Origin of the sequence: Longimicrobium sp., from assembly GCA_036377595.1 — a bacterium.
GTDB lineage: Bacteria > Gemmatimonadota > Gemmatimonadetes > Longimicrobiales > Longimicrobiaceae > Longimicrobium.
Map to the genome: position 1 here is coordinate 1 of DASUYB010000041.1, position 23280 is coordinate 23280.

The following is a 23280-nucleotide window of genomic DNA, read 5'->3' on the forward strand; positions in this document are numbered from 1 at the left end:
CCGCACGATGCGCTGCGCGAGCAGGCATCCGACCTGCCGAAGGGGCACCGCTACCGCAAGCGAACCCCCGCAATGGCCATCGGGCTGAGCGGCCACGTCTGGACCTGGGAGGAATTCCTGACTCGGAGAATTCATCACTGATGAGTAGAGTCACTACTGATCTATAACCGCGGCCAGCACGAGATCCGGTGCGACACACCAGTACTTCACCCGGACGTGGATGCTGCCAAATCCCGAAGGAGTGTTGGTGCGCCTCACCGGATCGCATGCCCGACGCGGCGATAGATCCTTCGGCCTGCAACCTACGGTGCAGCCCGTGATCGCGGTCTGTCCGGGCCTCAGGATGACGTCGGCATGGGATCGGACTCCGGATCGAATCGGGCGCGTCGCGACCCCGTCTGCCCCGCGCCGCGATGAAGTCCGCGAAGGCGGACTGGGTGCCGTTGTAGCCGCGAGTTTAGTCGCATCCTCCCCGATCGATTGATCGAGCGATCCTCACCGTGTCGGCGGCGGCGTGTAGGGGATGAGCCGAAGCGTGCGCACGGCGGCGGCGAACTCGGCCGCATCGCGCTCCGACAGGCTGTCGGCGATGAAGTACAGCCCGCCCTCCTCCTCGCCCAGCGGCAGCGCCGCCCGGGCCACGCGGTCGCGGCCGCGCGGATATCCGCGGCTGGCGGGCATGCGTCCGCTCATCATGTGGCCGGGCCGGCCCGCCAATGTCACCGCGCAGAAGCGCACGTCCGTGGCCCCCAGCACGCCGGGGACGGAATCGCCCGGACCCGCCATCCGCCCCATGTCGTAGCGCAGGTTCCATCGCCCCACGTGGATCACGCCGCACGCCGAGTCCATGCAGAACACGCTGTCTTCCCGGGCCGCCGGCGGAAGCGTCAGCGCGAAGGTCCGGTAGCGCGAAGTGACCTCGCGCCAGCCGGACGTGTCGACGTCGGCAGGATCACACTGCGCCATCCGCCCGCCGCACGCCGCCAGCGCGGTCACGGCGATGGTGAGCAGCGGAAGCCGGAGCACACGTTTCATCGTCGCGCCAGGGAGATGGGAGATGGAGAGTGACGGCCGGGATAGAGTGATGTGCCCGGCCGGAGATTGCATCCGTGCTGGATTCAGACCCGTCGCGACGACGTCGGATCCGCGCCGCGATGAAGTCCGCGAAGGCGGACTGCGTGTCTTTGTAGCCGCGACTTCACTCGCACCCTCTCAACGAGAGGAGGCCGCCCTCACCGGAACCACGTCGCGATGGTGTAGCGCACGCCGTGGGTGACGGGCGTCACCTCGTGCGTGGTCTCCGAGCGGAAGGCGACCATCGAGCCGGGCCGCGCGCCCGCCGCCACGCGCACGTCCGGCCGGTCCCACGGGCCGTGGAAGACGAGCGCGCCGCCGCCGTACGTCCCCTCCGCCTCCTCCTCGCACTTCGGCGAGAGGAAGACGACGGCCGAGACGCGGCGGAAGCGCGAGTCGTCCCACACCATCGGCGTGTTGCCGTCCTGGTGCGGCACGAAGAAGTCACCCGTCTCGTAGCGCAGGAACTGCGGGTCCTCGCACCCCGCCAGCGCGATGCCGAAGTGCTCCTCCAGCGCGGCCTTGCGCTCCATCAGCCGCGCCTTGACCCGCTCGCGCGTCTCCGGCGCCACGGCGACGCGGGTGGATTTGCGCGCCATCGTGTCCAGCGCGCCCTCCGCGTCGGCGCTCAGCACCGTCGACGGCCGGCCGGCGGAGCGGTCCAGCTCCGCGACGAGGTCCGCGAGCGTGGCGGGATCCAGGAAATCGTCGATCTCGAGCAGGTCGATCATGCGCGGGCGGGGCGGGTGGGGAAGGGGAGCAGCGGCGGCGCACAGGATACCATCCCGTCGCCGTCCCCGCATCCCCGGGAGGGTTGCCCGATCGAGTTCCCGCGACACCTCTGGTGTCATCCTGAGGGAGGCGCCGCGCCGAAGTTGCGATCGCGTCATTGGTTGGCGCCGACCGAAGGATCTACTCGCCCCGCCAACCGGCCTGCGCGTTCGGGCCGACATCCAGCAGGCCAGGCAAGATCCTTCGGGCGCGCCGGGTTTCGCGCAAACGCAATCACGGTGCTCCGCGCCCTCAGGATGACATACGCCGAGCGCGTGTCCCAGGTCTGGCGGTCACAGGTCGATGCGGAAGCGCAGCTGCTCCTTGTGACGGTGCTCCGGGCCGGTGACGAAGTGTTCCACCAGCACGCCGCCGTTCGCCAGGATCACCCGCTGCGACGCCAGGTTCTGCGGGTCCGTGGTGAGCTCGACGTACGCCAGCCCCTCCGCGCGAGCCTCGGGAAGGAGCGCCCGCAGCGCGGCCGTGGCGTAGCCGCGGTTGCGCTTCCACGGCACCACGGAGTAGCCGATGTGGCCCAGGCAGTGCGCCGGCAGCGCGTTCGTCCCCCGCTGCCAGCGGATGCCGATGCTGCCGCAGAACTCGCCGTCCCACATCCACTTGCGGTAGCCTGGGAGCCGCGGGACGGTGGCGCCGCTGGCGGTGACGATGGGCGGCGCCTTCGCCTCGCGGTCCACCATCTCGCGGAGGAACGCCGCCGGGTCCGCGGCGATCTGCTCCAGTTGCTCGCGGATGGCGGCTTCGGGGCGCGTATTGTCCGGCGACCACCCGCGCTCCAGCGCCTCGGTGTAGCCCGGCAGGTACTCGTCGGACGGCCAGACGAGGTGCATCGGCTTCTCTCGGGAACTCATCGGGCGACGAGTGGCGCGGAACGGTGGAGAGCCTCGCCGGCCTCCCTCGCGCCGAGCGGGAACGGGAACCGCCGCGCGCGGGCGACGGGGACCAGGTCGCGCGCGGCCTTGCGGATGGCCTCCACCGGGTCCCGTCGCGGATGCCAGCCGTGCTCCCGGAGCCGGGCGCTGCACATGGAATAGCTGCGGTCGTGGACGCGCCGGTCCGCCACAGGCCGCGTCACCAGGGGGAGGCCGATCGCGCTGGCCACGTGCGTGACCACGTCGGTGACGGAGAGACGGACTCCCGTGCTTGCCTGGTACACGCCGGCGGGAGCGTCGCGACCGACCAGGGCCCAGATCGCATCGCAGACATCCCCGACGGCCATCCATTCGCGCAACTGCGCTCCATCGCCATAGACGGGCACGGGCAGACGGTGAACCAGGTTGTACACCGCCACGGGGATGAGCTTGCGCGCGCGCTGCCGCCCGCCCACCAGGTTGCAGGACCGGAGCGTAACGACATCCAGGCCATAGACATCGCGATAGTTGTGCAGCACGAGCTCCGCCGCCGCCTTGGACACCGCGTACGGCTGGGTGGGCCGGAGGGGCGCATCCGGCGGGAGCGGCTCGGTCGATTCGCCGAGAACCTCGTCACTCGACATGTAGATCAAACGGGCGGCGGGGACGGTGCGGCGGACCCACTCCGCCAGGTCGATCGCGATCCCCACGTTGCCGGCCAGCGCCTCGGCGGGGCGGTCGAGCGCCTGGTCCACGTCCGTGATCCCGGCGAGGCTGATCACCACGTCCGGGGCCGCCGGGACACGCAGGTTGCGCAGCGATCCGGCCACGATCACGTGCGGCCGCGATCCCGCCTCCCGTAGCCGGGCGATCACCCGCGGCGACGGCGGCTTCCGGTCGACGAGCGAGATGGTCGCGACGCTCCGGCGTGCGAGCAGGGGCAGCAGCGAAGCCGCGACGAATCCCGAAGCCCCGTGAACCATCACGTGCCCGGGCCTGGCCTGGGGTGTCACGCCGTCAACTCCCGATGAGGTCGCCGACCGCTGCGAAGAAGGGGAGGTCCTGGGCGAGCGCGTTGGCCGTCAACCACGCCGTGTCGTAGCCCGCCAGCATCTGACGCGCGAGCCGGGCGCGGCGCCCCCGCCAGAGCGCCACCGCGATGGCGCAGTGCAGGTAGAGGTCCGCGCGGGCCTCCGGCGGGAGGCGCACCTGCCGGCGCAGCGTGGCCGCCTGGCTCGCCCATTCGATCCCGCGGTCGGGATCGAGGAACGCGAGCCGCTGGAGCGCCATGAACGCGCGACGATAACTGCCGCCGAACAGCGCCAGCTCCAGCGCCGCGCGCGCCGCGGTCCTGCCTTCCTCGTCCGGCTCGGCGCCGCCGACGATTTTCTCCACGGCCTTCATCGACACGTCCAGCAGCAGCGCCGCCTGCAGCTCGGGCGCGGATGCCTGGGCCGACAGGATGATGCTCTCCGTCCGCAGCCTCCGTGCGTCCGCCGGGTCGGCAGCAAACCGCGCTCGCGTCCGCTGGATCAGCGCGTCCGCGAGGTGCACCTCCCTCTGCTCGCGCACCGTGGTCCTGCGGCGCCGCGCCCGGTCCAGCAGAGCCCGGGCGTACTCGATCGACCGATCGTCCAGCGCGGGCAGCACATAGCAGAGCCCTTCCGCGATCGTCCCCGCCGCGTCCGCCGCGAACGCCCGGGGCACCTTCTCCCATCGCTCCGTCACGTACCGCGCGAGAGTGCGCCGCTGGTCAAACCGTCCGGCCACGAACAGCAGGTGGCGCAGCACGCGCTCGACCCGCAGCAGCCGCGCCCATTCGTCGCCCTTCACCCCGCTGCTCCAGCCGTCCGTCCTCGTCTCGATCTCGCCGAACCAGTGATCGCAGAGGGGCTCGGCCAGGCGCGAAACCTCGGGCATCTCGAACCGGGAGAGGAGCTGGCAGGCACGCGCAAGGTCCCCTGCGTCGCACCGGAAGATGGAGAGCGTGTCCGGGCGGATCCGCGCCAGCCCGCCGGCGGCCTGCAGGATCTCCTCGATCTTCTGCGTCAGCGATCCGGGATGGACCTCGAACGAACGGAGGTTGAACTGGAGATGGTCGATCCGCGGCTCCAGCGGGTGCCTGAACTTCCACTTATGGGCGAAATGCTGGCGGGTGGGCGACGCGGACTGGAGCGACAGCAGCGCCGACTGGATGTCCACGTCGCGGATGGAGTAGCCGAGGAACCAGAGGCTGAACCGTTGCCCGATCCACTCGAACAGCGCATGGACCGCGTCGGAATCGGTGAACAGCCTCCGGTAGTCGCGGGTGGTGACCGCCGTGGTTCCCACCTCGAGCGAGGTGCCGTGCACCTTGATGATTGCCAGCGGCGCCGCCGGTGGGGAGCCGCCGGGCGCCTTCTCGTACCCCGCCACGAGGTAGTCGAGGATGGACGGAAGCTTGTCCGTGAGCAGGTCGAAGACGGGAGTGTCGGGCCAGATCCGCTCGAGCAGCACGTCGTAGTTGGTGGTCAGCACCAGCGGAGGCGCCATCCGCCGGACGACGGCGACGAGCGGCGAGCGCCGCACGATCTCCTCGTAGGGAAATGCCGTCCCGAAGAGCTGCCCGATCACCTCGTCGGCGGGCTGGCGCGTGCCGACGTTGTCGATGACGATCTGGAGCAGCTCGGGGTACGCCGTGTTGAAGACGCTCTTGGCCTTCCCGAGCGGCGGATGGCCCGAGGTCCGCACCAGCGCGTCGACGAACTCCTCCCAGTCGGGGGATCGCGCCCCCACTTCCGATGCGGCCTGCACCGTGAAGAAGGCGCCCAGGAAGGGTACGACCTCCCCGCGGTGGATGAGCATGGCAAGGTCGACCTCGCCGAGACTCATCTCATTCTTGCGTCTGCGCACGCCGGCAATGCTCCGCGCCCGGGAACGGTGGGTCAATGAAGACTTGCAGACTAGGTGTCCGCTTCCCGTGCACGCAAGCCGCGGCCGATGGAACGCACGATCGATTGCGGCGGCCGGTGATCACCGCGGCGGGTAGATCCGGCGCCAGCTCTCGCTGACCGAGGCGCCGGCGACCGCGCCGAGCAGCGCCCCGACGGCGCCGGCGAGGAGCACGTTCCGCTGCGCCTTGTCGACCGTTTCGTCGCCGACGCCGGCGAGGACGTACCGCACGCCCCCGAAAATCGCCCCTCCGATCAGTCCGCCGAACACGGCACCGTTGGTGCGGCCCTGGCTGACGTCGATCCGCGAGATCCCCGAGAGCGGGATCGTCCTCCGCGACCATCCCTCCTTATCGCCGATGACGAGGGTGTCGCGGGTGAGCTCCCACACGTGGCCGCTGACTCGTTCACCGTACAGCTCGGGCACGGTGACGCGCACGCGCCGGCCGACCGGCAGCGAATCCGCGGGGATCGCCTGCGCCCGCAGCGGGACGGCGGCGAGGAGGAGCAGGAGGGCGAGAAGAACGCGCATGGGTGTGATCCGGGGACGGTGGGCGAAACGTGTCGTGATGCCAATCATAACGAGCGAGCAAATCGAGGAAGGGGGATTTTCCCCGACCGCGTGTGGGATTCGGGAAGGCTCAGGGGATGTCGATGCCGCGCCGGGCGCTGATCACCCGCCACGCGAGATACACCGCGGCCGGCAGGATCCCCACCGCAGTCAGCAGCGCCGGCACCAGCCACAGCCGCTTCCACGTGGCGATGCGCGCGTCCCGCGGCCGCGCGGGATCGTAGAGGACGCGGACGCGCGTCCCCGGCGCGAAGTCCGGCGGCAGGCTCCCGATCCCCTCCGTGAACCGCACCTCCGCGCCACCCGCGGGGGTGAAGGCGACGACGGGATAGTACGCGCCGCCGTTGTCGTCGCTCGTGCGGTAGTCGTTGCCCACCACGGTCCCGGCGACGGTCGGGAGCCGCTGCAGCCGCCGCCACGTCGCCCATCCCTCCGTCCCCCCGATCACCACGAACGGCGCGCCCACCAGGAGCAGGACGAGCAGCACGAGCCCGTGGATGCCGGCGAGTGAGCGGAGGAGCGGGCGGAGCATCCGGCTTGGGCGTGGGGGATCGGGATGGCGGGAGCGGAGATGAAAGATACTGCGCACGGAGAGCGCCCGCGCAACACGCCCACGGTCTGGCGATGAGGTCGAATCGTTTGAGCGGCTGTCGGTGCGGCGTCGGCCACAGATTCCTCGGCCGCCGCGGCACGACGGTGCGGACGCGAGATCCGTCGGGCGGCGGCGCTCGGAATGACAGCCTTGCTGACCGTCAGCGCTCGCGCACGCCGTCGCGGAAGACGCGCACGCCCAGGTTGGCGCCCACCAGCATCAGCCGCGCGCCGGGGGCGGCGTAGCGGCGCATCACGTCGTGCATCACCGGCTCCTCGCCGTCCCACGGATAGCCGTAGACCACGTCGAAGTCGAAGAGCGGGCGGCCGAGCCTGCGGTACGCCGACTCGCCGTCGCCGAGGGTGCCGGTGCGCCCGTCGCCGTCGCGTCCGCGGTAGCGGTAGCCGGCGGGGAAGAGGCTGCCGGCGGCGAACTTCGCGCCCGAGCCGTGCCGCTCCGCCAGCGCGCGCGCCACCTCCACCAGCCGCGGGTCGAGCTCGATCCCGTACGCCTCGAACCCCAGCAGGTCCGCCAGGATGGTGACGACGCCCGTGGCCGACCCCCACTCCAGGAAGCGCAGCCCCGGCGAGCGGAGCGCCAGCAGCCCGCCCAGCACCTCGTCGTAGTCCGCGGGGACGAAGGGATGGAAGTCCCGCCGCCGGACGACGCGGTCGAACCGCTGCCAGATCTCCCGCCCATCCTCGATCACCGCCGCCAGCCGCGCGCGCAGCCCGGCCTCCACGCCCGCCAGGAGCGGGGACGAGGCCGGCGCGGCGCTACGCGTCATCCCCGTCTCCGGCTAGGTCCTCGTCGCCCGGCGCGCCCGTGGGCGTCATCGCCGCCACGTCCAGCTCGCCGTCGCGCGTGACGTCCGACGACGCGCCGCCGGCCTCCCTGCGGGCGCGCTTCTTCTCTTCCTTCTCCTCGCGCTTGCGCTGCTTGTTGAGCTCCTTGCTCCGCTTCTCGGCGCCGTAGTTGGGCCGTCTCGCCATCGCTCCCTCCTTTCCGGGAACCGTGATCGCCGCGGTCCGCCCGACCGCGCGAATTCCGCCCGCATGCTGCGCAAGGAACCGGCCCGCCGGCGGAGACGCAAGAGGGCCACCCCCGCGAGCGGGAGTGGCCCTCGTGGCTCCCCGGCGTGGGCCGGGGTCCGGGTCAGTCCACGCGGACGACGTTCTCGGCCGCGGGGCCCTTGGCGCCCTGCACCGTGTCGAACTCCACGCGGTCGCCTTCGCCGAGCGACTTGAAGCCGCTGCCCTGGATGGCGCTATGGTGGACGAACAGGTCCTTGCCGCCGTCCTCCGGCGTGATGAACCCGAAGCCCTTGCTGTCGTTGAACCACTTCACGGTTCCGGTGGCACGCATACCGTACACTCCTGTGTTGATGACCGACTGCCGAGGGTGCGGTATTTCCGTACTCGCCGACCGTCCGTACTCCGCGGGGAAAGCGCCTCGCGCCGCGGGAGAAACAGGAAAGGGACCGGACAGCAGCTGTCCAGGTCCCCTTGGCTGAACGTTTCTCCTGCACGAAGGATAGCGCCTCGCGCACGGAGTGTCAACGCGCGCGCTCCCGATCGAACGCCGTCGGGGGCGCGAGGCGCTTCGCTACCGCGACGCCGTGTGTCCAGGGGCGGCGGTCACGCGCCAGACGGCGTTGCCCACGTCGTCGGCCACCAGCAGCGCGCCGCGGCGGTCGAGCGCGACACCGACGGGGCGGCCGTAGGTGTTGCCCCACCCGTCCAGGAAGCCGGTCAGCACCTCCACCGGCTGCCCCGACGGCATCGCGCCCTGGAAGGGGACGAAGATCACGCGGTAGCCGCTGCGGGGCTCGCGGTTCCACGAGCCGTGCTGGCCCACGAACATCCCGTGCGCGAACGGCGCGGGAAGCGACGTCCCCGCCGACCAGGCCAGGCCGATCGAGGCGGTGTGCGGCCCCAGCGCGTAGTCGGGCTTGATCGCGCGCGCCACCAGGTCGGGCCGCTCCGGCTTCACCCGCGTGTCCACCGTCTGCCCGTAGTAGCTGTACGGCCAGCCGTAGAACCCGCCGTCGCGCACCGAGGTCATGTAGTCGGGCACCAGGTCGCTGCCGATCTCGTCGCGCTCGTTCACCGCCGTCCACAGCGCGCCCGACTCGGGGACCCACGCCAGCCCGTTGGGGTTGCGCAGCCCCGACGCGAAGACGCGGTGCGCGCCCGTGCGCAGGTCCACCTCCCAGATCGCGGCGCGCCCCTCCTCGTTCTCCATCCCGTTCTCGGCCACGTTGCTGTTCGAGCCCACCGTCACGTACAGCTTCGACCCGTCGCGCGAGGGGAGGATGTTCTTCGTCCAGTGGTGGTTGATGCGCCCGGCGGGCAGCTCCACCACCCGCGTGGGCGTTCCGGTGATGCGCGTCGCGCCCGGGGTGTAGCGGAATCGGACAACGGCGTCGCTGTTCGCGACATAGAAGTCGTTCCCCACCAGCGCCATCCCGAAGGGCGAGACGAGCCCCTCGATGAACGCGGTGCGCACCTCCGCCACCCCGTCGCCGTCGGCGTCGCGCAGCAGGGTGATGCGGTTGGCGCTGGGCACGCCCCCGCCCGCCACGCCCTGCAGGCGGCGGAAGAACCATCCCTTCAGCCCCTTGCCGTCGTCGGGCCGCTCCGGCGCGTTCGACTCGGCCACCAGCACATCGCCGTTGGGGAGCACGTACAGCCAGCGCGGGTGCTCCAGCCCCGTGGCGAACGCGTTGACCGCCGTTCCCGGCGCGGCTTTCGGCGTCATCCCGCGCGGCCAGCCGCGCGCCGGCGAGATCAGCACGTTGGGCAGCAGCCCCACGCGCGGCGGCGGCAGCGCCGGCGAGGGGCCGATGCCCGCCTCCACCGGCAGGCGCGCGCCGGAGCTGCATCCGGCCAGCGCGGCCGCGGCGGCCAGCACCATCATCGAGCGGCGTGGAATCGCGTGCGTCGTCATCGTCATCCCCCCTTCTGAAACGCGAAAGCGCCACCCCCTCCGGCCCCACGGGCGGGGTGAGGGCGTGCCAACGCATTGCAGGTTGTGCACCGATCTCCGTCCGCGGCGCGCCGGGTTTCGTTCGACGGCTTTTCGGGGGGATGATGGAGATGGTTTACGCGGGGATGTCGCCTGACTCCCGGACCGATCGAAGACCACGCTCGATTCCGAATCCGCGGATTGATCGTGCAATCAGACCAACAGAATGACTCACACGGAGGGAACGGAGGGAACGGAGGGAACGGAGGGAACGGAGGATGATGAGCAAATCCTCCGTTCCCTCCGTGTGAGACTATTCTACTTCTATTCTCATCAGATCTATTCAGATCAAATGCACAGCCGCGGGGAGATGGCTACGCGGGGATGACGCCGATCTGCTGCATCAGCCCGAACCGGTCGAAGATCGCGCGCAGCCGCGCCACCCGCCCGTCCGCGATCGCGAGCAGGACGATGGCGGAGACGGTGATGGCGCGGCCGGTGGGCGCGATCCCCATGAAGTCGCCCGTGTGCGTGCCGCGCAGGGTGAAGCGCACCGCCGCCCCGTCGTCCGTGGCGACCACTTCGTCCAGCGTGTGGTGGATGTCGGGGAACGCCGCGTAGAACACGCGCGCGAACGCCGCATGCCCCTCCGCGTCCATCGGCGGGAAGCCGGCGACCTCGGCCTGATAATCGGGCGCGAGCAGCTCGGGCGGGAACGGCCCCTTGAGCCGGTCCTGGCCCATGAAGAAGAGGTGGGGAATCTCCAGCAGGGTGGGTGCGGTCGCCGTCGCGGTCATCGCGCGCCTCCGGGTGAGTGGCTGCCCGGATTACGTCGGCGAAGCGGGTTCGGATCTACGGCGATTCGGAAATTGGGCGGAGATATCGCCTGATCCAACCGGTGAGCTCGGGTTCGGTAGCCTCACCCGCCGCAACCGCGAGCATCAATTCCACCACCGCGGGCTCCGGCGCATCGAGGTCGAATCCGTTCAGGTCGAGGAAGACGGCCATTGCCATGAACCCGATGCGCTTGTTGCCGTCCGTGTACCCATGGTTTCGCGTGAGGCCGAATCCGTATGCCGCGGCCAGCGCGGCGATGTCGCGTTCCTCCGCGTATTCCCACAGGTTGCGTGCTCGCGCGAGCGCCGACTCGATGACGCCGTCGTCGCGGACGCCGTAGAGGCCGCCGAACCGCTTCAGCTGCTGGAAGTGGAGCGCGTCGACCCAGGCGCGCTGCAGCCGGCGCGGCTCGGTCACTTCGCCAGCTCGCGCAGCGCGTTCGAGTACTTCTTGCTGATCCGCGCCTCTGCTTCCATGACCCGGGCGAACTCGGGGTCGTAGGGCGTCAGCAGGATTCCGTGCTCGGTCTCCACCGCATACGCCTTGTCGCCCGGGCCCAGGTTGAGGCGGTCCGTCATCGCCTTGGGCAGAGTGGTGCCCAGCGAACCGCCGTACTGGCGGAAGGTCACTTCCTTGATCATCGGTTCTCGCTCCGAATAGGTTACAACAAATATGTATATTCGCGAGTGAGAGTCAATTCTCCTGCAATCGCAAGAGAGTTGGTCCTCGCTCAGGTCGTCCGGTCCGCCAGTGCCTCCTTGATCGCGGAGGGGGCGCGGTAGATCCCGCGCACCTGCACGGATTCGATCACCTCGCGCGCGAGGTCGGGCGTGACGTCGTCGGCGATCGAGAGGAAGCCGACCACGCGCAGCGCGATGCGGCGGCCGGCCTCGCGGTGGCGCTCCAGCGCGTCGCGGCCGACCACCATCGCGCCGACGACGGAGGTCTCGCGGGCGGCGGTCTCGCGCACGGTGTCGGCGTGCTTCGCCAGCTGGTCGCGGATGGCCACGCGAATGAACTCGGCGCGGTTCGAGTAGAATCCCTGCTCCACCAGCAGCTCGATCTGGCCGAGATCCACCGGCGTAAGGTTGATGGTCAGCTTCTCCAGCTCCGGCATCGGTGCCTCCCGTGTGATTGCCGCCTGTGATGCATCGACATCCACACGGATAACGCGGTGCGGCACTCCTGTCAACATCCCTCTGGATGTTTTCAGGAGTGCCGCAACTCACTTCAGATTCGATCAACTCACCGGATCGATCACTCTTCGGCGACGACCGCGGGCTGCTCGGCCGGCGCCTCGGCCGGTGCTTCGCGGGCGCCGAGGTGGCGCGCCAGCCGCGCCGCCAGCGCGACGATGGTCAGCGTCGGGTTGGCGTAGCCGCCGGTGGGGAACACCGACGAGCTGGAGATGAACAGGTTCTGCAGCCCGTGCACGCGGCAGTTGGGGTCCACGTAGCCGGTCGACGGGTCCGCCGACATCCGTGTGGCCCCCATGTGGTGGTCGCCCGCCTGCGCCACGCGCAGGTCGGTGGAAGTCACGGTGCCCAGCAGCCCCAGCCGCTCCAGCTCGTTCACCACCAGCTTCGCCCCGAGCTCCAGTGTGCGCTGGTCCTGCGCGGTGTGGCTCCACTGCAGGTCCACCCGCCGGTCGCCGAACAGGTCCACGCGGGTCGGGTCGGCGGACAGCGCCACCTGGTTGACGGCCGACGGCACCTGCTCCCAGTTCAGGTTCAGCGTGCCGCCGCCGAACCCGTCGAACCCCACCAGCGCGCGCAGGTTGCCGATGCGGTTGGCCTTCAGCGCGGCCCCGGTGGGCGTCAGCGCGGCGAAGATGCCCGGCGGATACTGCATGTTCCGCCACTTCGCCCAGGGCCATGCGTAGAAGTTCATCACCTCGGGAACGGGACGGCCGCCGCCGGCGAAGCGGAGGGCGCTGACGTTCAGCGGGTGGACCATGAAGTACCGGCCCAGCGTGCCGTACCGGTCGGCCAGGTTCGAGAGGAGCAGCAGCCGCACCGTCTCGATCCCGCCCATCGCCAGCACGAACTGCCGCGCCTGCACCGTGAACGCGGGTCCGGGCCTGCCCGTGGTGTAGTCGATCGCGTTCCCCGTCACCTGCGTGACGATCCCGAGCTGGGTCTCGATCCGCCGCACGTTCGCGTTGCGCAGCACGTGGGTGTTGGGGTCGCGCTGCAGCGCCGGCCCCCACACGATCTGGAAGTCCAGCGCGCCGTCCGGGGTGGCCGGCCCCTGCCCGTTCATCACCGTCCACACCGCCGTCTCCACGTTCGCCGACGGCGTGAGCGGCCGGATGGGCTGGTCGGCCACGCCGGGCCACCAGTCCGCCTGGTCGTAGCGTGTGGGAAGGAGGGTGGAGGGGAGCGAGCAGTAGTAGATCGCGCGCTGGTACCAGGGCTCCAGCTCCGCGCGGCTGACCGGCCACACCATCATCGGGTCCAGGTCGCGGCGGTCGAAGTCGGCGGGCGCCAGCGTGCGCGTCCACCCGCCCCAGCAGTTCGTCGTCCCGCCGTAGACGCGGATGCGCGAGCGGGTGAGGAAGTTGGGGTCGATCGCCGCCATCTCGGGCGACACCCTCCCCTCGTACAGCGTCTGGGCGATGGGGTCGCAGAAGCGGTGCTCGTCGCAGATGTCGTACGTCCCCGCCTCGGTCTGCGGGTGCGTCTCCATCCGCTGCAGCGTCTCGTGGTGGTCGGCGGGGAGCGGCTGGCGGTTGTCGAGCGTGCTCCCTTCCAGCACCAGCACCGTCTTCCCCGAGCCGATCAGCTCGTGCGCCAGCGTGATCCCCGCCGCGCCGCCGCCGATGATGCAGATGTCGGCGCTCAGGACGGCTCCGTCGGCCAGATCCAGGGCATCTTCGACCATGATCTCCCTGCCTTTCGTTCGAGATGAAGGGATGCCGCGAGCCGGCCGCGGCGCGATGAACGTTCGGTGGGGCGGGTCTGGAAGTCTCCTCCGGAATGCTGAAGGGGATGGGGATGAGATCGAGATGGACGCGCGGGAATCGCATCACCGCCCGTGCCGGTCGGGGCGATGGAGATAATCGATTGGGGGATCGGGAGATGGGACGATCGACGCGGGGAGTTCGCGGCGGGGACGTGCAACGGATCGTTGCAGGCTCGGATGTTCCTGTAACGCTCCGGCCGCTGGTGCGCGCGCGATGCTTCCCGCTGGGCGGTCGCGGACGGCTCCATCCCGGTCCACCTCGAAGAATGTGACAGGTCCCCGCGCCCGTCTTGCTGCCGCGATGCGGCCGCGTCATCATCTTCCCGGATCCCCATCTCCCTCACCCGCACCGGGACACCCACCATGCCCTGCGCCCTGATCCCCGCGCTCGCGCTCGCCCTGGCGGCGTGCGCGCCGCCCGAATCTCCCGACACCACCGTCACGGCGTTCGTGGGCGTCACCGTCGTGCCGATGGACACCGAGCGGCTCCTCGCCGACCAGACGGTGGTGGTGCGCGGCGAGCGCATCGTGGAGGTGGGGCCCGCGCGGTCGGTGCGCATCCCCGAAGGCGCGCGGCGGGTGGACGGCCGCGGGAAGTGGCTGATGCCCGGGCTGGCGGAGATGCACGGCCACGTGCCCCCGCCCAGCGCGCCGCCGGCGTACACGGAGCACGTGCTCTTCCTCTACCTGGCGAACGGGATCACCACGGTGCGCGGGATGCTGGGCGCGCCGGGACAGCTGGAGCTGCGCCGCCGCGCGGCCGCGGGGGAGATCGCGTCGCCCACGCTGTACCTGGCCGGGCCCAGCTTCAACGGCCAGTCGGTGAGCTCGCCCGAGCAGGCCATCTCCATGGTGCGCGCGCAGAAGGCGGAGGGGTGGGACCTGCTGAAGGTGCACCCCGGCCTCACCCGGCCGGAGTACGACGCCATGGCGCGCACCGCGCGCGAGCTGGGGATCCGCTTCGGCGGCCACGTGCCCGAAGAGGTGGGGCTGATGCACGCCATCGAGATGGGGCAGGAGACCTTCGACCACATCGACGGCTACGTGGAGGCGCTGGACGGCGAGGAGGGGCCCGTGGACGACGCGCGGCTGGCGGAGGTGGTGCGCCGCACGCGCGAGGCGGGGGCGTGGGTGGTGCCGACGATGGCGCTGTGGGAGGTGCTGTACAACACGGCCGACCTGGACTCGCTGCGGGCCTATCCCGAGCTGCGCTACGTGCCGCGGCAGCAGGTGGAGGCGTGGATCAGCGCCTTCCGCCAGCGCGCCGCCAGCCCGCAATTCGATGCCGCCGCGAGCCGCAACGTGATCGCCAACCGCCTGCGCATCCTGGGCGCGCTGCACCGCGGCGGCGCCCGCATCCTGATGGGGACCGACGCGCCGCAGCAGTTCAGCGTCCCCGGCTTCTCGCTGCACCGCGAGCTGCGCCGCATGTCGGCGGCGGGGATGAGCCCGTTCGCCATCCTCGCCTCGGGCACGCGCAGCGTGGGCGAGTACTTCCGCGGCCAGGACCGCTTCGGCACGGTCGCCGCCGGCCAGCGCGCCGACCTGCTGCTGCTGGACGCCAATCCGCTGGCCGACGTGGCGAACGTCTCCCGCATCGCTGGGGTGATGGCGCGCGGCCGCTGGCTCCCGCGCGCGGAGATCGACGCGGGCCTGGAGCGCATCGCCGCCGCCTATCGGTAGACTGTCCGATGCGGATCAGCGCACCGTGCGGTACTCGAACCCGGGGTAGGTGAAGGCGGGCTCGATCAGCTCGCAGTCACGCTCGCTGCCGCCGTGGCGAAGCACATCCCCGCGCCAGTAGCGGGTGACCGTTTCCGCCGTCGCGTCGACGATCGCGTTCGCCTCGTCCTGACGAAGGCCGAACCGCATCGACTGCGAGAGGAAGTTTTCCCGGGTCGCCAGGCGTCCCAGGCGGCCGCACTCCATGGCCAGGCGGCGCTCTTCCAGGCCCTGCCGCGAATTCGGCGTGAGGTCGTAGACCGGCGCGAGCCGCCACTCCCGCGAGGGGGCGATGACCGCGTGGTTCCGCGGGTGGTCGTCCACGTTGCAGATCAGGGCGTTCAGCACCATGCGGCGGAACAGCTCGGCCCTGTCCTCCCGCGGCCGCGCCGACCATCGCTGCAACTCGTCGGCAAGCAGCACGTACGACCAGCCACGGCGATCGGTCGGCGCGTCGTCCGCGCCCAGCACGGTCAGCGCGCTGGCCATGCGGTGCCGGAGGTAGCCGGGGTGGGCATCCTCCCCGGCCACGCGCTCGCGATCGAACCGCTTCACCAGGAGAACGGACTCGGAGCCGACGCGCTCCACCCTCGCTTCGGGAACGCGGATGCCGCACCGGGCCGCCAAGCTCAGCATCGCGGCTTCCACCGGGGCGTTGCTCCACCGGTCGCCGCGCTGGGGGAACTTGGCGATCCAGAGCCCGGCGTCATCCTCCACCACGTTCTTTGGGCGGGCGCCTCCGAGCGAGCTCCCCGGGTCGAGCAGGTCGAGGATCTGGGGAGGCACCGGCTCGCCGGGACGGTCCTCCTCGATCAGCGCCGCGGCCCGGCGAAGCTCCGTCAGCTGTACCACGCGGTTGAATTCGCGCACGGGCGCGGGCGGAACAGAGCCTCGCCCGAACGACAGCGCGCCCGCGCGGTCCTGGGGAGATTCGAGCAGGAAGTCGACCTCGTCGAGATCCTGCCGCCCCACGATGCGCTCGATCACGCGCCGTCCCCACGCGTCGGGCGCAGCGTCGCGAAGTGCGCCGAAGACGCCGTTCAGCCGGGTGGTTTCGTACACCGTGGGCGCGATCGGGAGGTGGATCGGGTCCAGCGGCACCGCGTCGATCCGCTCGCGGTAGCTCCGCCCGTAGACGAACCGGCCCATCGGTATCCCGGCGTGCGTCTCCGCCCGCTGGTATCGCCCGCACACCACCGTCTCGAGCGTGCCGGGGAGCTGCACGTAGACGAAGCACTCGCGGCCGGCCGCCATCAGAAGTCGTCGTCCAGGGGCGCCGGCCTCCGGGCGCGCGTGCCCAGCCGCGCGGCCTCGAGCGTGGCTCCCTCCACGTCCCGGTCCGGTGCGGCGATCCGCGCCACGTCGGCGTGGAGGCCGAGCGCCCAGAGAACGGCCACGTAGGCGCCGATGCCGGTGCCCGCGCGCCCATGCTCGATGGCGATCACGGTCGCGCGCGTGATCCCCGCCTTCGCGGCCAGGTCGGCCTGTCGCCACCGGCGCCTGAGCCGCGCGGCGGCGATGTTCTGGCCGAGCTGGTTCAACACTTCGTCAGCCGAGGCCGGCATCGCGTGGGTATAGGTGATCTGCTGCTTTTCGCGAGGCATGGGCGTTTTCTGCTGGTTCGTTGCAGTCGATTATATTGTCCTTATCTAAAGTTTAAGTCAATTATTTTGGACTCATATCCTCATTACAGGCATTTTAGGTAGAAAGAAAAGGGCCTCACGCGGAGACGCGGAGGACACGGAGAGAGCTTCTCCGCGCCTCCGCGTCTCCGCGTGAGGCTCTGTCGTTCAGGGGATGGCGATCAGAAGCGGGTGAGCGTGCCCGCGCCCGTGTCGTAGCCGGCGACGCGCGTCCACGCGTGCGCGGCGCCGGAGGGGCGGACCGCCCAGAAGTCGAAGTCGGCGTACCGGCGGTCGCCCGCGGCGTTCAGCACCGTCCAGCCCGTGGCGCCGTAGAACGACCCGGCCGTGGCCACGAACCTCGCCGCCAGCTCGTCGGTGGACACGGAGCGCGGCGAGGCGAGGTACGCCTGCGCCGCCACCCACACCGCGTCGTACACGGCCAGCGCGAACGCGTCGGGGTCCGCGCCCGTGCGCGCCTTGATGCGCGCGGCCAGCGGCTGCCACTTCGCCTGCGCGGACGGGGCAAGCCCGAACAGCGGGGCGGGGAAGCCCACCTTCTCGGCGAACGCCACGGCGGCGGGGCGCGCGAGCAGGGCGCTGCTCTGGGCGATGCCGTCGGCGCCGTACCAGCGCACCGAGCCGAGCACCGGGTCCGCCGCGGCCAGCGCGAACACGTCGGTGGTCTCGTCGAACCCGGCGTAGTACACGGCCACCTGACTGGCGGGGCGGCCGGCCAGCGCCTGCTGCACCTGCGTGGACAGCGCGGTGAGGGTGGCCGCGAAGCTCGTGGCCGAGGCCGCGTACTCCACCCCCGCCGACGCGCTCCCGCCCCGCGCGGCGAAGCTCGCCGCCGTGGCCGTGTGCAGCCCCTGGTTGCCGGCGTCGCCGCGCCAGAGGGGAATGACGGCGCGGACCCCGTCGTCCCACATCAGCGCCGCCGCGGCCACGCCCTCCAAGCTGTCGGCGGCGGTGAAGCGGAAGATGCGGTCGTTCGCCACGGCCAGCGTGCCCGCTGTGCTCGACTGGCTCACCATCATCACGGGGTTGGCGTCGACGTACGGCTTGAGCGTGGCCAGCTCCGCGCTGGACTGCGGCCCGATCACCACCTGCACGCCGGCCGCACGCAGCGACTGCAGCGCTGCCAGCGCGGTGGCCGGGTCGAGCTTGCTGTCGCGCACGTCCGCGCGGAAGGTGATGCCGCGCCCGGCCGCGTACGCGTTCACGTCGGCCACGGCCAGCTCCATCGCCGCCTGGCTGGCCACGCCGAGCGTGGCCCAGTTGCCGGTGAGGGAAAAGACGCCGCCCAGCACCACTTCGCGGTCGTCCGCGCCGGTGCTGTCGGTGCAGGCGGCGGCCGCCGCAAGAGCCAGGCAGGCGGCGGCGCGCGCAACGGTCCTGCCAATGCGCCGCGGCATCGGCGGCGCTGGAAGATGGATCATCGGTGATTTCTGGAGGAAGGACGAGGCAGGGTGGGGCAGGCCGACGTGCATCCGCTCGGCGCGACGGAAACATCAGCCCTCGGGCGTTTCCTGGCAAGGCGGGGATGGGATCCAGATCTCACGAAGAGCAGCAGAGGCAGCGGAGAACCGATCGGTTCTCTGCTGCCTCTGCTGCTCTGCGTGAGGCCTTGGTTTTCGGGATGGGGATCAGAACCCGATGCGGCGCGTCTCGCGCGAGAGCATCGACATGTCGTCGTCGATGTCCTCGGGGAGGAGCGTGGTCAGCTCCTCGATGGTGACGGCGCCGTCGTGGGCCGCGCGCGCCGCCATCCGCGCGTACGCCTGCTCGAAGAGCGAGCGGGCGAACCGCGCGTTGCCGAAGCCGGGCTTGTCGGCGGCCTTGGCGAACACCCGCGCCGCCGTCTCCTGCGCGCCCTCGCCCAGCTCCAGCCCCACGTCCTTCGCCATCCGCCCGAAGATCTCGGTCAGCTCCTCCGGCGAGTAGTCGGGGAAGTTGACGTACGTCTTGAAGCGGCTGCGCAGGCCGGGGTTGGACTCGATGAAGTCCGTCATCTCCTCCTCGTAGCCGGCCACGATCACCGCGAAGTCCTTGCGGTGGTCCTCCATCGCCTTCACCAGCGTGGAGATGGCCTCGTGGCCGAAGTCCGAGTCGAAGCGCGGCGTCAGCGCGTACGCCTCGTCGATGAACAGCACGCCCGGCCGCGTCTTGCTGATCACCTCCTGCGTCTTGATGGCCGTCTGGCCCACGTAGCCGGCCACCAGGTCCGAGCGGCTGGCCTCGGTGAACTTCGACCCCGGCAGCGCCCCCACCGCCGCGTACAGCCGGGCGATGATGCGCGCGACCGTCGTCTTCCCCGTCCCCGGCGGGCCGGTGAACACCAGGTGGAGGCCGGGCTGCACCGCCTTCAGCCCGGCCTTCTCGCGCTCGGTGTTCGCCTGCACCACCGCGATCACCTTGCGCACCTGGCCCTTTACTGGCCCCAGCCCCACCAGGCTGTCGAGCTCCGCCAGGATGTCGGCCACCGTCTCGGCCGGCGGCGTGGTGGTGGCCGTGGTGGCCGCGGTCTGGCCGGCCGCCTGCTCGGTGGTCTGCGTCTGCGACGCCCCGCCGGCCGCCGCCTCGCCCCCCTCGAACGCCTTCCGCAGCGCGGCCACCCCGTCGTCGTCGGACTTGATGGTGTCGAGCAGCGCGTTGGCCTCGTCGGAGAGCTTCGGCGTGGCCCCGTACGAGCTGCCGGGCGGCTCCAGCGCGCGCTTGGCGGGCGCGAAGAACGCCTGGCAGTCCTCGCGCTCGCGGAAGCGCTTGGCCAGCGCGAACAGCACGTGGCGCGGCTCCACCGCGGGGTGCGAGTTCGCCTTGGCCGCCGAGACCGCCGCGTCGTGGATGGCCGTGCGGATCATGCTTCGCTCCTCATGCGTAGTCGGACAGGCGCTTGCCGCCGAACTTGCCCTTCAGCTCGTCGTCGAGGTTGTCGGCCGTGCCCAGCATGGCGTACAGCGCCGACGACAGCTCCTCCTCGTCCAGGTAGTCGCCCAGCAGGGTGTGCGACATCATCAGGAACAGCTTGCCCGGGGCCGACTGGTCGTCGTGCGCGGAGAGGTGGCCGAAGTAGTAGTTGCCCCCCTGCTTGGCGATGTACTCGAACAGCTGGGGCGACGGGTCGACCTCCCACAGGAGCGGGCAGGAGAGCTGCACCAGCGAGGCGGGGTCGCCGTCCTTGTTGGTGCCCCAGTCCTGCACGCTCACGTTCACGCGCGTGCTGACGTCGGTGAAGGTGACGGTGATGGTGTTGCCCTGGATCCCGATGCGGAGCCCCATGGGCCCGGTAAGGATTCGCTGCACCTTCATCATGGTCTGGTCGGCACTGGCCACGGAAACCTCCCTCGGTGGGTGGTGAGCACGGCTGAAACCTGCGGACTCGGAGGATGGGGCCGGGCGCGGAAGTGCGCAAGCGATTCGATGCGATTTGCGGTGCGGAGCCGCGATCCTCAGCCGTTCGGTTCGTGTTCCATCCCTTCGCATATTTCGCCATCGAAACGCGGCGCGATCGGGTCCCCGAATCCGGTATGCAGATCGCCGAGCGCACGCTGCTCAAGCCAGCATCGTATCCCCCGGTGGAGCAGCTGCGCGCGCCGGCACGGTGATCCGCCGCGATCGGCGCGCCTCGCGGAGGAGGCGCGCCGGTCCGGCGTTCACCGCCAGCGCAGCCAGTTCGTGGTGTCGAGGGTGGGATTGCTGCCGATGGGCTCGCGCCTGCGCTCGCCCTGACTGGCCTGGATGCGGTTCACCACGATCACGCCCAGGGCGCCGACGAACGGCAGCATCCAGGCGAACAGCAGCTGGTACCTCCGCTGATCGCCGGTCAGCAGGCGGTCGCGCAGGACGAGAACCGTCGCGGCGCAGTCCAGGAGCGCCGCGGCGAAGGCGAGAAGAGCAATCGTCAACAAATCTGGATCCTCCTTCCTGACATGCTCTGCCGCATGACAGTACGAAGGGGTACGGATCCAGGTTTCCCGCGATGCGCATAAGAGTATGTCCCGCAAGGAAGTTGCACCCTGCGGGATCGATTCTCCTCTGCCTCCGCCGGATTGATCGTGGCTGCTGTTGCTGGCGGACGAGGTGATCAGTCCTGCACGAAGATGCCCTTCGTCCGCAGCTTCTTCACCAGCGCGCCGACGCTCTTCTGGTCGCCGTCCAGGCGCAGGATGGTGCGCGTGACGGCGGACACCTGCGATCCGCCGAGCGCGGTGATCCGCGCCGCCGTCTCGGAGTCGGGGCACTCCACCAGCACGGCGGGGCGGATGCGGACGCGGCGCGTGCCGCCGAACCAGTCCTTCACCTGCCGCGCCACGTTCACCGGCACCGGTGCGCGCGACACTCCGCCCAGCGTCTTCAGCATCGCTTCGGCGGTGATGCCGGACTCGGCGGCGCGCAGCACGGACGCGCGGGTGATGCGGAAAAGCGCGCCCACGTGCCCCGTGCCCGTGCGTTCGGCCAGCCGCGCCAGCTCGGCCTCGATCCGCGGCGCGGCGGAAAGGAAGACGATCTCGAAGTCGGGCTGCACCACCACCTCGCCGTCCACGTCGGCGGAAAAACGGAAGTCGTCCGTGCCGCCGAGCAGGTAGCGCCCCGCGTCGGTGATGTCGAACGCCAGCCTGCCGTCCTCCGTCCGCCCGAGCCGCGCGCCGCCCAGCGGCACCAGGCGCAGCCGCAGGAACGCCTCCAGCATCTGCGCCCAGATCGATTCCCACCCCTCGCGCGTGCGGGGCGTGCCGTAGTAGCCGGCGTGGTTGCGGAGGTACGCCGCGTCGGCGCCCAGCAGCGGGTTGTGGAGCTCGGCGTGGTGGCGGAGGAACGTCTCCACGGGAATCATCCCGCCGGAGGGGAGGGAAAGGAGGGCGGCGGAGAGCGCGGCGCGCAGGTCCGGCTTGTCGTCGTGCATGGGGAACGGCAGTCGCACGGCCAGGAAGTCGACCTTCTCCCGCGACGCGCTCCATCCACCCGGCGTGCGCTGGGTGGACGCCCGGTACCTGGCCAGAACCCGCTGCAGCCGCTCGCCCTCGGACAGGGCGAGCCATGCGCGACCGGCCGGCGTGGCGGAGAGCTGCCACTTCTCCCGCTCGTTGGTGATCTTCGCCAGCCCGAGTACCGTGAGCGCCTCCACCGCCATCGCGATGCGCAGCGTCATTGCGCGCTGGTCCGTCGTCTCCCGCTCGTCGTCCTCGTCGTCGTCCTCGTCGATCTCGAACAGGAGCGCCTCGGCCCACGCGGGCGGGCGGGGGAGCCGCGCCGCCAGCGTCCGTTGCGCGCGGACGTACAGGCTCCCGTCGCCGCCGCGCACGGGGATGGGCTCCGCCGCCGCGTCCACCAGCACGGTGGTCATGTCGGAGATGCGGAACGGCGCCTCGAAGACGGCGGTCACCGTCACCGGAACGGGTGCGGACGGAGGCGGTCCCAGGCGGCGGAGGATGGAGGGAAGGAGCCCCACCACCACCCCGGGATCGTCGTCGCGCCGCAGCGAGACGAAGAGCAGCAGGTAGCGCAGCCCTCCGCGGAGCGCCGCCAGCCCCAGGTGCGGCGGAACGCCCGGGAGCAGCCGGCCGAAGTCGCGGAGCGGGATGCCGTGCGGGTGATCGGCCAGCGCGTGCAGGAGCCGCCGCAGCGCGTCTCCCGCCGCCGGCGACGCGAGGCGCGGCTTCTCGGTGCGGGGCAGGTGCGCGTGCTCCCACTCGAGCAGCGGCGTGCCCGGGGCGGCGGCCAGGAACCCTTTCAGCCAGTCGACCGACGACACCATCGCCGCCACGGCGCCGCGGTCCACCCAGTGGTAGGGCGTATGCTGCCGCCCCAGGAGCGCGTTGGACTCCTCGACGCTCAGCTGGTCCTGCACGTACATGTCCGAGAGCGCGCCGCCCAGCCCGTCCAGCGGCCGCAGCCGGTCCATCGCCCGGAGCGCGACGAGGAGCGGCCGCAGCTCCGGCGCGTGGGCGTAAAGGCGCCCCTTCGGCCCCGGCGGCGTCACGAAACCGGCCGCGACGAGCTCGCCCGCGGCCGGGCCGAGCACCGACACGTCGGCCGCCTGCCCGGGCTTCATCGCCACGAACGCGCTCCGCGCCGCGGGCGAGAGCGCCTCCCAGCGCGGCAGCGCGCCGAGCACCTCGCTCCAATCGAGATCCGCCAGCCTCATCGATCCCCCGGAATTGTTCGTCTCCTCATCTCATCTCACTTCGCACCGAGCCCGGGTGAAGCAGGGTGCTCCCCGACCGGATCACGTGCGGACGCGGCTATCGATCCTTCGGCCTGCAAACGTTTGCGCAGACGCTGATTACGGTCTGTCCGGCCTCAGGATGACGTCAGCGTGGGGTCCGTCGGGTCCATCGACCAGATCCGGATTACGTAT

25 protein-coding genes are annotated in these 23280 nt (G+C 70.8%); 2 read left to right on the forward strand and 23 right to left on the reverse strand.

Annotated elements, in window-relative coordinates:
• Positions 1 to 495: 495 nt before the first annotated feature.
• The 16 genes from VF092_06585 to VF092_06660 form a co-directional block, all read right to left on the reverse strand.
• Positions 496 to 1035, reverse strand: a complete 540-nt coding sequence (locus VF092_06585) for a hypothetical protein (protein HEX6746947.1) — start codon at positions 1033 to 1035, stop codon at positions 496 to 498.
• Between the two features lie 197 nt (positions 1036 to 1232).
• Entirely contained in the window at positions 1233 to 1805 is a 573-nt protein-coding gene (locus VF092_06590; GenBank protein ID HEX6746948.1) for a 2OG-Fe(II) oxygenase, read from the reverse strand.
• Positions 1806 to 2138: 333 nt separating this feature from the next.
• Complete coding sequence (locus VF092_06595; protein ID HEX6746949.1) at positions 2139 to 2693, reverse strand: GNAT family N-acetyltransferase; 555 nt, start codon at positions 2691 to 2693, stop codon at positions 2139 to 2141.
• A gap of 17 nt (positions 2694 to 2710) precedes the next feature.
• Positions 2711 to 3727: an NAD-dependent epimerase/dehydratase family protein gene (locus tag VF092_06600; GenBank protein HEX6746950.1), complete on the reverse strand. Its 1017-nt coding sequence runs from the start codon at positions 3725 to 3727 to the stop codon at positions 2711 to 2713.
• Between the two features lie 4 nt (positions 3728 to 3731).
• Positions 3732 to 5585, reverse strand: a complete 1854-nt coding sequence (locus VF092_06605) for an SIR2 family protein (protein ID HEX6746951.1) — start codon at positions 5583 to 5585, stop codon at positions 3732 to 3734.
• Between the two features lie 141 nt (positions 5586 to 5726).
• The gene (locus VF092_06610) at positions 5727 to 6176 is read right to left on the reverse strand and encodes a hypothetical protein (protein ID HEX6746952.1); all 450 of its coding nucleotides are present in this window, start codon (positions 6174 to 6176) and stop codon (positions 5727 to 5729) included.
• Between the two features lie 109 nt (positions 6177 to 6285).
• Entirely contained in the window at positions 6286 to 6747 is a 462-nt protein-coding gene (locus VF092_06615; protein HEX6746953.1) for a DUF3592 domain-containing protein, read from the reverse strand.
• Positions 6748 to 6967: 220 nt separating this feature from the next.
• Entirely contained in the window at positions 6968 to 7594 is a 627-nt protein-coding gene (locus tag VF092_06620) for a hypothetical protein (protein HEX6746954.1), read from the reverse strand.
• Positions 7584 to 7799, reverse strand: a complete 216-nt coding sequence (locus tag VF092_06625; protein HEX6746955.1) for a hypothetical protein — start codon at positions 7797 to 7799, stop codon at positions 7584 to 7586. The genes VF092_06620 and VF092_06625 overlap by 11 nt, the downstream gene beginning before the upstream one ends.
• A gap of 163 nt (positions 7800 to 7962) precedes the next feature.
• Positions 7963 to 8172, reverse strand: a complete 210-nt coding sequence (locus VF092_06630; protein ID HEX6746956.1) for a cold-shock protein — start codon at positions 8170 to 8172, stop codon at positions 7963 to 7965.
• 240 nt (positions 8173 to 8412) lie between these two features.
• Complete coding sequence (locus VF092_06635; protein HEX6746957.1) at positions 8413 to 9756, reverse strand: sorbosone dehydrogenase family protein; 1344 nt, start codon at positions 9754 to 9756, stop codon at positions 8413 to 8415.
• 392 nt (positions 9757 to 10148) lie between these two features.
• Positions 10149 to 10571, reverse strand: coding sequence for an ester cyclase (locus VF092_06640; protein HEX6746958.1), 423 nt, complete (start codon positions 10569 to 10571; stop codon positions 10149 to 10151).
• A 55-nt stretch (positions 10572 to 10626) separates the two neighbouring features.
• Entirely contained in the window at positions 10627 to 11028 is a 402-nt protein-coding gene (locus VF092_06645; protein ID HEX6746959.1) for a type II toxin-antitoxin system death-on-curing family toxin, read from the reverse strand.
• The gene (locus VF092_06650) at positions 11025 to 11252 is read right to left on the reverse strand and encodes a hypothetical protein (protein HEX6746960.1); all 228 of its coding nucleotides are present in this window, start codon (positions 11250 to 11252) and stop codon (positions 11025 to 11027) included. The genes VF092_06645 and VF092_06650 overlap by 4 nt, the downstream gene beginning before the upstream one ends.
• 89 nt (positions 11253 to 11341) lie before the next feature.
• Positions 11342 to 11728 (reverse strand): hypothetical protein, encoded by a 387-nt coding sequence (locus VF092_06655; GenBank protein HEX6746961.1) that lies wholly within the window; start codon positions 11726 to 11728, stop codon positions 11342 to 11344.
• A 140-nt stretch (positions 11729 to 11868) separates the two neighbouring features.
• On the reverse strand, positions 11869 to 13494 hold the full coding sequence (locus VF092_06660; GenBank protein HEX6746962.1) for a GMC family oxidoreductase: 1626 nt from the start codon (positions 13492 to 13494) through the stop codon (positions 11869 to 11871).
• A gap of 444 nt (positions 13495 to 13938) precedes the next feature.
• On the opposite strand from VF092_06660, the gene VF092_06665 reads away from it, so the two are divergent.
• On the forward strand, positions 13939 to 15258 hold the full coding sequence (locus tag VF092_06665; GenBank protein HEX6746963.1) for an amidohydrolase family protein: 1320 nt from the start codon (positions 13939 to 13941) through the stop codon (positions 15256 to 15258).
• Between the two features lie 15 nt (positions 15259 to 15273).
• On the opposite strand, the gene VF092_06670 is transcribed toward VF092_06665, so the two are convergent.
• The 5 genes from VF092_06670 to VF092_06690 form a co-directional block, all read right to left on the reverse strand.
• Positions 15274 to 16551, reverse strand: a complete 1278-nt coding sequence (locus VF092_06670; protein ID HEX6746964.1) for a type II toxin-antitoxin system HipA family toxin — start codon at positions 16549 to 16551, stop codon at positions 15274 to 15276.
• Complete coding sequence (locus VF092_06675) at positions 16551 to 16901, reverse strand: helix-turn-helix transcriptional regulator (GenBank protein ID HEX6746965.1); 351 nt, start codon at positions 16899 to 16901, stop codon at positions 16551 to 16553. Before VF092_06675 ends, VF092_06670 begins: the two co-directional genes overlap by 1 nt.
• A 200-nt stretch (positions 16902 to 17101) precedes the next feature.
• Positions 17102 to 18337, reverse strand: coding sequence for an ABC transporter substrate-binding protein (locus VF092_06680; protein HEX6746966.1), 1236 nt, complete (start codon positions 18335 to 18337; stop codon positions 17102 to 17104).
• 231 nt (positions 18338 to 18568) lie between these two features.
• Positions 18569 to 19783 (reverse strand): AAA family ATPase, encoded by a 1215-nt coding sequence (locus tag VF092_06685; GenBank protein HEX6746967.1) that lies wholly within the window; start codon positions 19781 to 19783, stop codon positions 18569 to 18571.
• A 10-nt stretch (positions 19784 to 19793) separates the two neighbouring features.
• Positions 19794 to 20255 (reverse strand): hypothetical protein, encoded by a 462-nt coding sequence (locus VF092_06690; protein ID HEX6746968.1) that lies wholly within the window; start codon positions 20253 to 20255, stop codon positions 19794 to 19796.
• 71 nt (positions 20256 to 20326) lie between these two features.
• Here VF092_06690 and VF092_06695 point away from each other — a divergent pair, with 71 nt between their 5' ends.
• Positions 20327 to 20527 (forward strand): hypothetical protein, encoded by a 201-nt coding sequence (locus VF092_06695; protein ID HEX6746969.1) that lies wholly within the window; start codon positions 20327 to 20329, stop codon positions 20525 to 20527.
• Between the two features lie 48 nt (positions 20528 to 20575).
• On the opposite strand, the gene VF092_06700 is transcribed toward VF092_06695, so the two are convergent.
• Both VF092_06700 and VF092_06705 read right to left on the reverse strand, forming a co-directional pair.
• Positions 20576 to 20827 (reverse strand): hypothetical protein, encoded by a 252-nt coding sequence (locus VF092_06700; GenBank protein HEX6746970.1) that lies wholly within the window; start codon positions 20825 to 20827, stop codon positions 20576 to 20578.
• Between the two features lie 179 nt (positions 20828 to 21006).
• Positions 21007 to 23067, reverse strand: a complete 2061-nt coding sequence (locus VF092_06705; GenBank protein HEX6746971.1) for a helicase-associated domain-containing protein — start codon at positions 23065 to 23067, stop codon at positions 21007 to 21009.
• Between the last annotated feature and the right edge of the window lie 213 nt (positions 23068 to 23280).